Annotated in this window: 8 protein-coding genes; all 8 read left to right on the top strand. The window is 58.1% G+C overall.

All coding sequences use genetic code 11. The annotated features are described in order from the left end of the window. On the top strand, positions 1-1665 hold a 1665-nt coding region (locus tag AAFH49_RS21925; RefSeq protein ID WP_342301583.1), incomplete at its 5' end, for a histidine kinase dimerization/phosphoacceptor domain -containing protein. A gap of 188 nt (positions 1666-1853) precedes the next feature. Then, the gene (locus tag AAFH49_RS21920; protein ID WP_342301581.1) at positions 1854-4154 is read left to right on the top strand and encodes a sensor histidine kinase; all 2301 of its coding nucleotides are present in this window, start codon (positions 1854-1856) and stop codon (positions 4152-4154) included. 88 nt (positions 4155-4242) lie between these two features. Continuing rightward, positions 4243-4866, top strand: coding sequence for a TetR/AcrR family transcriptional regulator (locus AAFH49_RS21915; protein WP_342301580.1), 624 nt, complete (start codon positions 4243-4245; stop codon positions 4864-4866). A gap of 19 nt (positions 4867-4885) precedes the next feature. Next, complete coding sequence (locus AAFH49_RS21910; RefSeq protein ID WP_342301578.1) at positions 4886-6298, top strand: TolC family protein; 1413 nt, start codon at positions 4886-4888, stop codon at positions 6296-6298. Between the two features lie 49 nt (positions 6299-6347). Then, on the top strand, positions 6348-7454 hold the full coding sequence (locus AAFH49_RS21905; RefSeq protein ID WP_342301576.1) for an efflux RND transporter periplasmic adaptor subunit: 1107 nt from the start codon (positions 6348-6350) through the stop codon (positions 7452-7454). A 16-nt stretch (positions 7455-7470) separates the two neighbouring features. After that, complete coding sequence (locus AAFH49_RS21900; RefSeq protein WP_342301575.1) at positions 7471-10560, top strand: efflux RND transporter permease subunit; 3090 nt, start codon at positions 7471-7473, stop codon at positions 10558-10560. A gap of 23 nt (positions 10561-10583) precedes the next feature. Next, positions 10584-11108 carry a DUF1569 domain-containing protein gene (locus AAFH49_RS21895; RefSeq protein ID WP_342301573.1) on the top strand — a complete coding sequence of 175 codons (525 nt, stop codon included), beginning with the start codon at positions 10584-10586 and terminating at the stop codon, positions 11106-11108. 306 nt (positions 11109-11414) lie between these two features. After that, positions 11415-11866 (top strand): hypothetical protein (locus AAFH49_RS21890; RefSeq protein ID WP_342301572.1); only part of this gene is annotated, 452 nt, incomplete at its 3' end.

Below are 11866 nucleotides of genomic sequence, written 5' to 3'. Positions count from 1 at the left end.
GCCCTGCACGAGATTGAATACAACAAGGGCAACAACGCCAAATCGCTGGCTTACCTGCTCCAAACCCTCCGTAGCGTGCAGGAAAGCGGGCACGAGGAATTGCTGGACTACGTTTACGGGATGTTGGGCAGCTTGTATTTGGAGCTGGACGAGGTAAACACCGGGGTTGCTTACCTGAAAAAATCATTGGCCTTGAGCCAACGCAATGGCCAGCTGACCCCCGACGTCCGAATCATCAGCCGGTTGGTCAGTGGCCTGGTTAAACAGGGAAAGGCGCAGGAGGGACTGCGCTTTTTGCAGAACGTTTCCCGGAAGAACGTGCCGTTTTCGCCCCGGAATAAAAAGACCCTCGCAGAAGCAATGGCCCATTGTTTCATTGCCTTGAAACAGTACCCGCAGGCGGAGAAATACCTGCTTCAGAGCACAGCTTTGGATTCGCAAGTTGATGCGTATGGTGCCGAGTCAACTTGGCTAATGTTGAGCCAATTGTATATTAAAACCAAGCAATACGCCAAGGCCCGGCCGTACTTAAAAAAGCTGCTGGCAGTTCATGACGGGATGATTATACCGGCAGATATTATTGCCACCGTTCACCTGGCCAGTTTCCAAGTTGATTCGGCGGCGGGCGATTACCTGTCGGCCATTGCTCACTACACCCGATACAAAGCCCTAACGGATTCCATCTTCTCGGCCAGCAAAACCCGGCAGGTCGAAGAGCTCAAGATGCAGTATGCAACCACGCAAAAGGAGCAGCGCATTCAACTCTTAACCGCAAAAGAGCAACGCCAGCAGAGCCAGTTAGACCGTGAGCGCATCATTCGCAACGGCATCATCGCGGGTGCGGGGCTGTTGGTGCTATTGCTGGGCGTGAGCTACAACCGCTACCGGCTCAAGCAGCGCAGCAACCAGTTGCTGGAAAAGAAACAGTTCGAAATCAACCAGAAAAATCACGCATTGGAGCAGGTAGTGAGTGAGAAAGAACTACTGCTGGTGGACAAGGACCAACTGTTGGAGGATAAGGAGTGGATGTTAAAGGAGATTCATCACCGGGTGAAAAACAACCTGCAGATTATCACCAGCCTGTTGCACTCGCAAACCATTTACCTCACGGATAAGGCGGCGTTATCGGCCATCCGCGAGAGCCAGAACCGGGTGCAGTCCATGGCCCTCATTCACCAGAAGCTCTACCAAGGCACGCAGCTGGCCAGCGTACCCATGCAGGCCTACGTGCTGGAAATTGCGAATTACTTAATTGCCTCATTCGATAGCCAGCACTTCGTCCGGACCGAGCTTGCAGTAGCCGACGTGGAGTTGGATGTATCACTGGCCGTGCCCGTGGGCCTGATTCTCAACGAGGCCATTACGAATTCCCTCAAATACGCCTTTCCGACCCGGCAAGCAGGCATCATTCGCATAGAACTCACCCGCTCTGTGAAAACTTACGTGCTTAGCATCCGTGACAACGGCGTGGGATTGCCCGCCGACTTTAATCCCCAGCGTAGTCGAACCTTGGGATTGAGCCTGATTCGCGGCCTAAGTAAGCAGATTGATGGGCGTTTGCAAATTGACGGGCAACAAGGCGTATGCATAACTTTGGCGTTTGATGACGTAGAGGCCGTGACCCGGGCGAGCCGGCAGGATGCGCGCGTGTTGGCCCAGGACTAGGCCCAGGACTAGGACTAGGACTAGGACTAGCGAAGTGAATCCGCAATTCAGGCATTCGCAGCAGTTGCAAAATGCGGCCTGTCGCCCTGGGTTAATCCAGTTCAGGCATTATTAAAGGAGCCAGAAAACTGTCGTATCTTAATAGAACAAAGCGCTGCCATATTCATTCATTGGAGTTGATGGTCAACATGAAGCTCCTACTACTTTTTCTGCTTCTTTTTGGCGCTGGCCGGCTAGCAAAAGCGGAGCCTTTAGACCCTCTGTTAGGCCGGGCCTCTGTGGATAGCCTAAAAGCCAGGTTATGGCAATGCCCGCCGGATACAAACAGGGTTAACCTTTTGCTGCAACTAAGCAATGCCTTGGTTACCCGGCGCGAGGAGCTGTTATTGAATTTGGATAGCGCCTATGCCTACAGCCAGCAAGCCCGGTTTTTAAGCGACTCATTGCATTTTTCCAGCGGCAAAACCATCAGCCTCTATCTTACTGGACGCATCCTCCCCTTCCTCCACAAGGCAGCGCAAGGCACGGAATTGCTTCGACAAGGTATAGCCCAGAGTGTGGCCCTTCAGAATAAGCATCTGGAAGCAGATGGCTGGTTCTACTTAGGCATTGCCTATCGCGCCAATACGGGCGACCTATTCCGCTCCTTAGAGTGTTTTGCAAAAGCCCGGCGCCTTTACCTGGCGACGAACGACCCGGAACGGGCGGCGTATCTGCTCAAATGGATTGCCGACATTCACCTTGCCCAGGCACGATACGCGCAGGCGCACGACGAACTGCTGCAGGTGCTGGCCGAGTACCGAAGCGTCGGCTACCGCCGCTTGCATTACACGTTTGACTTACTGGTAGCCGTGGACGAGCAAATGGCTAACTACCAGGAGGCTATTCGCTTCGAATTGGCGGCTATTAACGGCGCGAAGGCAACGAATGACCTTGTCTATCTGAGTAATTTCTACATGCGAATGGCGGAAATTTACGAAACTCTCCGCCAATATGCCCCCAGCCTGACCTATCGCTATCTGGCATTAGCGCAGATGAAGCGGGAAGAGAAAGCCGCACCGGCCGAAACGTACATGCGGGCCGCCTGCGCAATAGCCAATACGCTAATTAAAATGCATCAGCCGGAGCAGGCAGTGGCTTTATTACTGAAAGAGAGCCGGGCCAATCCCCCTGTCAACGATGTAACCCGCTATATGCTTGCCGAGGGTTTGAGCAATGGGTATGTAACGAGCAAGCAGTATGCGCTGGCCGAAAAGGCGGCCCTGAAAGGGGTGGCCTTAGCATCCTCCCTGGCCCACAGAAACAAAAAGTTCGACATATTCTATCGTCAAATTCAGTACGCGTCCTGCGTGTTGCTAGGCAGAATTTACACGGACACCCATCAGTTTGATAAGGCCCGGTTTTACCTCGATAAAGCAGCTACCATTGGCAGTCAAACGGCATCACTAACTGAAAATGCGGGCTTCTATTTGTTGCGCTTCAAGGTAGACTCCGCCCAGGGGAATTTATCGGCTGCCATCGCGCACTACCAACATTACAAAGCACTGAATGACTCCATCTTTAATACCCGCAGCAGCACGGTGATTGCCAACTTGCGCATGCAGTACAACACCGAAAAGCGGGAACACAACATGGCCTTGCTCACCAAGCAAAATTTTGTGCAGCGCGCCAGCCTTCGCCAGCGTGAGTTTCAGCGCAATGCCTTGTTCGTTGGCGCGCTGCTAATGGCACTTCTGCTGGGCCTGGGCTACAACCGCTACCGCCTCAAACAGCGCAGCAATCAAAAGCTGGAAGCACAGCAAGATGAAATAAACCAAAAAAATAAATCGCTGGAATTAGCCCTGGAAGACAAGGAATGGATGCTAAAGGAAATTCACCATCGGGTGAAAAACAATCTGCAGATTATCACCAGTCTGTTGTATTCGCAAAGCAGTTATTTGCAGGATAAGGCGGCTTTATCGGCTATCCGCGAGAGCCAGAACCGGGTGCATTCCATGGCGCTCATTCACCAGAAGCTCTACCAAGGCACACAGCTGGCCAGTGTGCCCATACAAAACTATGTGGCGGAAATTGTTAGCTACCTGATTGCTACTTTCGATTGCCAAGAGTATGTGCAGGCGGAACTAGCAGTCTCTGATGTCGCGCTGGACGTGGCGTTGGCCGTGCCCGTGGGCCTGATTCTCAACGAGGCCATTACGAATTCCCTCAAATACGCCTTTCGACCGCAGGAGGCAGGCGTAATCCGCGTAGAACTCAGCCAGGTTGAGAAAACTTACTACTTGCTAATCAGCGATAACGGCATAGGCTTTCCCGCCGACTTCAACCCCCAGCGCAGTAGAACCTTGGGACTCAACCTGATTCGAGGGCTGAGTAAACAACTTGATGGTCGCTTACATATTAGTGGTCTGGGTGGCGTGCGGATTGCCTTGGAATTCGACGAAATTGAACTGGTCGCGCGACATGCGGCGGAACACTTGACGGTGGTTTAAGCTAGCGGGAACCGGAATTATTTTTGTTTTGTAGGATAGTGAACAGTGTTAACTATATTTGCACCGTAATCATTTCTTCAGCATCACCGTGGGTATCACCGAACGCAAAGAGCGCGAAAAGACCGAACGGCGTCAGGCCATCCTGGCGGCGGCGCAGCACCTGTTCAATGAGCAGGGGTTTGAGAAAGTGAGTATGCGAAATATTGCCGAGGCCATTGAGTACAGTCCTGCTACCATCTACCTGTATTTCAAGGACAAAAACGAGTTGCTGTTTGCCCTGCAAAATCAGGCTTTTAGTCAGCTAAAGCAGGCTTTTGATTCGGTATTTGATATTTTTCATCCTGCCGAGCGCCTCCAGGCAATAGGCCATCAGTATCTGCAATTCGCTTTCAAGCACCCTGAACTGTTTGAGTTGATGTTCATCATGACCGGCCCAATGGAAGCCGTAGAGGCACGAGGCGAGGCCGAGCCCTGGGCCAGTGGCCGGGCTGCCTTTAATCGAGTGGTGCAGGTCATGCAACAGGGCATGGACGCGGGGGTATTCCACTGCGCCGATGCCGAAACGGGCGCTCTGATGGTGTGGAGCCAAGTACACGGATTAGCTGCACTATTCCTTCGTAAGCGGCTGATGATTTTTTCCGAAGAGCGTCGCCTAACAATAATGGACGAAGCAATGGGGCTGTTTAACAAAGTGCTTCAATATGGGCTGTGACCCTTTTTTTATTCCTACAATGAACACTGTACACTTGTTTATCGGTGGTAATAGTCACCTGAAGCGTTTGGCTCAAGCTATTGCATTGAGCAGTGTTTGGACAACCCAGCCTGCTGCCGCCCAGCTTGCTAACCACACACTGCAAGCCTACGTGGAAACGGGTTTGGCCCAGAACGTAGCGCTACGTCGCGAGGGCATTGCCGTGGCCCTGACAACCCAACAGGTGCGCCAGGCCGCTGGGCTTTTTCAGCCCCTAGTTCAGCTTGGTGCGACCTACTCATTGGCCAACGGCGGCCGCACCATCGACCTGCCGGTAGGCGACCTAGTGAACCCGGTGTACAGCACCTTGAACACGCTGACTGGCACGAACCGGTTTCCGCAGATTGCCAATGTGTCTGCACAACTGCTGCCTAACAACTTCCAGGAAACCAAAGTCCGCATTATTCAGCCGCTGTTCAATACGGATATCTATTTCAACTACAAGGCCCAAAAGGAACTGTTGTCGGCCCAGCAGGCACGGCAGGCAGCCTACCGCAACACGCTACGCCACCAGATTGAAGTGGCTTACTACCAATACCTGCAAGCGGGCTCGGCCGTTTCCATCTACCGCACCACTACCCAAACCTTGGCCGAACTACTGCGCGTGAACCAGGCCCGCCTGAACGCCGGCCTCACCACCAATGACGCGGTGTACAACACCAAGGCTCAGCTCGCCGGCAACCAGCGCGACCTGGCCACCGCCGCCAATCGCCGCCAGTTGGCCCGCACCAATTTCAACTACCTCCTCAACCGGCCCCTCGACGACAGCATTGCCGTGGAAGAGCCCTCCGGCACTACCCTGGCAGCACCGGAGGGTGCCAACCTAAGTGCTTACCGCACGGCGTCCCTTGCGCAAAGGCCGGAGTTGGAGCAAGTAACCCACGCCGAAGCGGCCCGCGCGCTGGGTTTGCGCCAGCGTCGGGCGGCGAGGTTATATCCGCAACTGAATTGGGTGACGGACCTGGGCTATCAGGGCTACGGCTACCACTTCGACGTCCCCCAGCAGCGGTTTCAGTTTATGCAGTTCGCGTTAAGTTGGGACTTGTTTCGGGGCGGCATTAAGCGGGGTGAAGAGCAGTTGGCCCGCTTGGCGCTGGACGATGTGCAGGCCCAACGCGCCGACCTCGTGCAGCAGTTGCAGCTGCAAGTCACCCAGGCGTACGACAACCTTGCCTCGGCCCGCGAGGCCAATACGGCCGCCGTCGCGGCCCAGCTCAACGCCGAAAAGAGCTTCGCCATCGTGCGCCGCCGCTACGTGGAGGGCCAGGCCATCGTGCTGGAATTACTCGATGCCACCGCCCGCCAAACCAACGCCCAGCTGGCACGGGTCATCGCGGGCTACGACGTCTTCATCCGCGAAGCCGAGCTGCGGCAGGCCCTGGCCGCCGAGTAAGGGCCCCCCCTTCTTTTTCGCTGTCATTTCATATTACAGGTTTTGCGTCATGAAAACCCCCGGTTTCTCTTTCCATTTGCTTGCGGCCGTGGTGCTGGCAGGCACCTTGCTCGGTAGTTGCAAAAAAGCCCAGCCAGTCGCTACTGAAACAGTAGCAACCGATAATATAGCCGTAACCCTGGCTCCGGTCCAGAAGCAGCAGCTGGCCCAACCCATTACCGCCTCAGGGCGGCTCAGTAGCGAAACGGAGGCTCGTCTCTCCTTCAAAACCGGCGGCCTCGTGCGCCGGGTGCTGGTGAAGGAAGGCGACTACGTGCAGCAAGGCCAGTTATTGGCCGCGCTCGACCTGACCGAAATCAGCGCCCAAGTGGCCCAGGCCGAGCAGAACCAGACCAAAGCCCGGCGCGACCTGGACCGCTTCAGCCGCCTGCTGGCCGACAGCGCCGCCCCGCGCGAGGCCGTGGAAAACCTGCGCACAGCCTACGCCGTGACCCAGGAGCAGGCACGCATTGCGCGCTTCAACCAGCAGTTTTCCGAAATCCGAGCCCCGGTGGCCGGGCGCATCGTGCGCAAGCTGCTCAATGAGGGCGAGCTGGCCGCGCCCGGCACGCCGGTCCTGTTCATGAACGCAACCACGGGCAACGATACCTGGATTCTCCAAGCAGGCGTGGCCGATAAGGACTGGGCGCGCCTGCGCGTGGGCGACCCGGCCACCGTGCGCCTCGACGCCTACCCCGGCCGCGACTTTACGGGCCGGGTGAAGCGGCTGGCGGCCGGGGCCGACCCCGCCAGCGGAACCTGGCAGATTGATATTCAGGTTCAGCCCGAAACGGGCGCGGCCCTAGCCAGCGGGCTGTTTGCCCGCGCCACGCTCCGGCCCCAGCAGCAGGCCACCTACCACATCATCCCGGCTGAGGCCCTGGTGGAGGGCGAAGGCGAAAATGCCTTTGTGTTCGCACCGGCCGCGAGTGGCGGGCGGGTGCGCAAGCTGCCCATTCGGGTGGCTTTTGTGGAGGGCAACCAAGTGTATGTGCGCACCGGCCTCGACTCGGTGGCCCAGGTCGTGACCAAGGGGGCCGGCTTCCTCACGGAATACTCCACCATTCAGGTCCAATCGGTGAGCCCGCACGCTGAGCCGCTGACGACAAGCAACTAATTTTTAAGTCCTGGCCATGCGTCGCTTTATCGAATTTTTCGTCCAGAACCGCTCGTTCACGCTCATTCTGTTCGTGGCCCTGCTGGCGGCGGGGTTGCAATCCCTGCTCACGATGCCCCGCGGGGAAGACCCGGAGGTGAACTTTCCTACCTTCACGGTGGTGGCCGTGTACCCCGGCGCCTCGCCCGCTGACCTGGAAAATGACGTGGTGCAACCGCTGGAAAAGCGGTTCAACGAGTTGGAAAATGTCAAGAAGGTCAATTCCACGGCCGATGATGGGCTGGCCATCGTGAAAGTCGAGTATGACTTCTCGGTGAGCCCGGAGGAAAAGTACCAGGAGATGGTGCGCGAGGTGAACGCCGCCCGCCCGGAACTACCCGCCAGCCTGCAAAGCCTGGAAGTGAAGCGGTTCCAGTCGTCGGACGTCAACGTGTACCAGTACATGCTGCTTGGCCCCAATGCCTCGTACAAGGAGTTGGAGTTCTGGGCCGAAAAGCTCCAGGACCAGCTGGAGCAGGGCGTGGCAGGCTTCAAGAAAGTCGAAACCTGGGGCTACCCCCAGCGCGAGGTGCGCGTGGCCCTGAACCTGGAAAAGCTGGCCCAGCAGAACATTCCGCCCGCGGCCATCCTCGGCGCGCTGCAAAGCGAGAACCTCAACATTCCCGGCGGCAGCGTGGAGGTAGGCAGCCGGCGCTTCAACCTGAAAACCAGCGGCGACCTGCGCACACTCGCCGAGATTGAAAGCGTGGTGGTATACGCCCGGGGCGGTAAAATCATTCAGCTGCGCGACGTGGCCGACGTGCGCTTTAACTACGCGGAGGCCCGGCACATTACTCGCCTCGACGGGGTACGCGGCGTGATGATAACGGCCTCGCAGAAGCCCGGCCAGAACATCATCAACCTTGAAAAACAGGCCGGCCCGGTGGTAGCGGCCTTTCAGAAAACCCTGCCCGCCAACCTGCGGCTAATCACCACCTTCGACCAGGCGGCCAGCGTCAGTCACCGGCTGGCGCGGCTGGGCAAAGACTTCCTGTTGGCCATTCTGTTGGTAAGTTTGACCTTGCTGCCGCTGGGCTGGCGCTCGGCGGTGGTGGTGATGATTTCCATTCCACTCTCGCTCAGCATCGGCCTGTTTCTACTCAACGCGCTGGGCTTTACCATCAATCAGCTCAGCATCGTGGGCCTGATTGTAGCCCTGGGCATTCTGGTGGACGATGCCATCGTCGTGGTCGAGAATATCGAGCGCATGCTGCGTACCGGTAAGAGCCGTACCGAGGCTGTGATTGAAGCAACTTCGCAGCTTGCCCTGCCCGTGATTGGCGTCACGGTCACCCTCATCATTGCCTTTGTGCCCTTGTTGCGGCTGCCGGGCTCGCCGGGCGCCTTCATCCGAGGGCTGCCCACGGCCGTGGTGACGGCGGTAGCGGCCTCCCTACTCGTCTCGCTCACCATCGTGCCGTTTCTGGCGTCGGGCCTGTTGCGGGAATCGGACAATCCGGAAGGCAACTTTCTGCTACGCGGCCTGCACCGGGGCGTGGATGCCACCTACGGGCGGCTGATGCACTGGGCACTGGGGCATCCCAAAGCGTCCTTGCTCGTGGCCTTCGGGCTGGTGGGTTTGGGGTTGGGAGTGGCGGTACCGCGCATGGGTTTCAGCCTGTTTCCCAAGGCCGAAAAGCCCCAGTTCCTGGTAAACGTGGAGATGCCCAACTCGGCGGGCATCCCCGAGACCGACCGCGTAACCCGCGACGTGGAGCGGGTGCTGGCCCGGCATTCGGCTGACATCATCCACTATACCACCAACGTGGGCAAGGGCCAGCCCAGCATCTACTACAACGTGCCTCAGCGCAACGAACAGCCCAATTTCGCCCAGATTTTTGTGCAGTGCCGGGCCGAAACCTGGGAGGAGAAAAATGCGCTGGTTCAGAAATTGCGTCGTGAGCTGGCCTCCTACCCCAACGCCCGCGTCGAAGTCAAGGATTTCGAGCAGGGCCCGCCGCTGGAAGCACCGGTGGCCGTCCGGATTTTCGGCGACAACCTCGACACGCTGCGTCGGCTCTCGATGCAAGTCGAGCAGGAGCTGCGCGCCGTACCAGGCACCACCTACCTCTACAACCCGGTGGCAAACCTTGCCACCGACTTAAAAGTCGACATCAACAAGGAGAAAGCCGGCCTGCTGGGCGTGGCAACAGCCGACATTGACCGCACCGTGCGCTTGGCCGTGGCCGGCTTGCCCGCCGCCGAACTGACCGAGGGCAACGGGCAGGACAAGCTGCCCGTGACCGTGACCCTGGCCCGCACCGGCGGCTTCCAGCAGCTGGCTGTGCTCGACCGCCTTTACGTGCCTGCCGCTACCGGCCGGGTGGTGCCCTTGCGCGAGGTGGCCGACGTGCGCCTGCAAACGGCCGCGCCCGCCATCCGCCACCTCGACCAGGCCCGCTACACCACCGTCAACGCTTTTGCCAAAGACGGCTACCTCTACGCCACGCTGCAAAAAGCCGCCGCGAAGCGGCTTGATAAGCTTAAGTTTCCGCCCGGCTACTACTACAAGATGGCCGGCGAGCAGGAAAACAAGGATGATGCCCTCGCGGGCTTCGGCACTACCATTTTGCTTTCGTCCTTCGCCTTCGTGCTGGTGCTCGTGCTTGAGTTCGGCTCCCTGAAAAGCACACTGATTGTGCTCTCGGTGGTGCCGCTAGGCGCGGTGGGTGGGGTGCTGGCCTTGCACTTGGCGGGCTATCCGTTTTCCTTCACGGCCATCATCGGTTTCGTGGCCCTTATCGGCATCGAAATCAAGAACTCCATTCTGCTAGTCGATTACACCAATCAGCTGCGAGCCCAGGGCCTGCCACTGCAGCAGGCCATTGAAGAAGCCGGCGAAACCCGCTTCATCCCCATCCTCATGACCACGCTCACGGCCATCGGCGGGCTGGTGCCGCTGATTCTGGAAACAGCTCCGCTCTATACGCCACTGGCCTGGGTGCTCGTGGGTGGGCTTAGCTCGTCGTTGCTGCTCTCACGCATCGTCACGCCGGTGCTCTACAAGCTGCTGCCGCCCGATGTCGCGGTAATTCCAGCACCTGCTCCCACCCTGGCAGCAGCCTAAGCTCACGACCAACTTCCTTTATCATGTCAGACTTCCCGTATTCCGAAGCCGAAATAATCGACTTTTTGCAGCGCGATGTGCCTCGGCTGCTCGTCCACCTCGGCCCTATTCAAGTGCCCAATTGGGGCCAGATGACGGCCCAGCACATGGTGGAGCACTTGACCGGCGCGGTGCGCCTCTCCATGGGTCGCTACGGGTTGCCCGCCCCGCCCCCCAGCCCGGCCCTCGACGAAGTTCAAGCTTATCTGCAAGCTGATGCACCTTTTAACATCAGTACCCCCAATCCCGCGACAGCTCGCAAACTGGGCCCTGTGCATCAGCCGTCGCTGGCGGCAGCGATTTCTTTATTGCTGCTGACGCTGGACGAATTTTTTGACCACTACGCCCAGCAGCCAGCTGCAACTGCGGTCCATCCGGCTTTTGGCAACCTCAATTTTCGCCAGTGGCAGGTGTTTCATTTCAAGCATTTTCACCACCATCTGCGGCAGTTCGGCCTGATACCGACTAGCCTGCTTCCGCGCCCCTTGGGCGCCCGCCAATCCAATTAACCTTCCCTTACTCACCGCCGGATAAATCAGCTGCAAGACCCGCGGCTGATTTAACCTAACTACTGGCTAGCTGCTTGACTACGCTACTTTATGCACATTTCGCTATTTTCCGCTTTTCGCCTGGGAGCTATTGTAGGGTTGCGGCATCGCGGCTGGTTGACCGGGTTACTAATCCTGAAGGCGGGGCTAGCCTGGACCCAGAGCATGTCAGCAATAGCAAGCCCAGTCCAAAGCCTAAGTGAATCCGACGCGTATTATGACAAGTATCCTGCATTGGCGGTAGACGAGGCCGGTGAAGCAGCGGTTGTGTTCACCTCCTTGCGAGGAGGGCTTGACCAGCTTTACTGGCGGTCCCGAACCCCTACGGGCTGGACCGCGGCCGAGCGCGTGGACCAGGGCAAAGGGGTAGAAAGTCTGGCCACGGTAGTTGCTGTGCCTGGCGTAACGTGGGTGTTCTGGCAGGGCCGACGGCACGGGCAGTGGGCCGTGTACGGGCGCCAGCGGGTGCGGGGGCGCTGGCGGCCCGAGCAGCGGCTTTCGACCACTAGTCAAGCCGCCTGGCACCCCAAGGCGATGGCCGATGTCCGTGGACGGGTGTGGCTAGCATGGGAGCATCCGGAACGGGAGCGTAGCGCCATCGTAGCCCGGGTGTGCGAATCTGGTCGGTGGAGTGCGGAGCAAATTATTTCGCCGCCCGGCTTTAGCCGCCGCATCGCGCTGGCAGCTACCCCACAAGGAGGTATGTGGCTGGGCTACGA

It is taken from the genome of Hymenobacter segetis (assembly GCF_038448715.1).
Taxonomy (GTDB): Bacteria; Bacteroidota; Bacteroidia; order Cytophagales; family Hymenobacteraceae; genus Hymenobacter; species Hymenobacter segetis.
The sequence above is the reverse complement of the archived record's forward strand: the minus strand, read 5'-3'. Positions and strand labels throughout refer to the sequence as shown.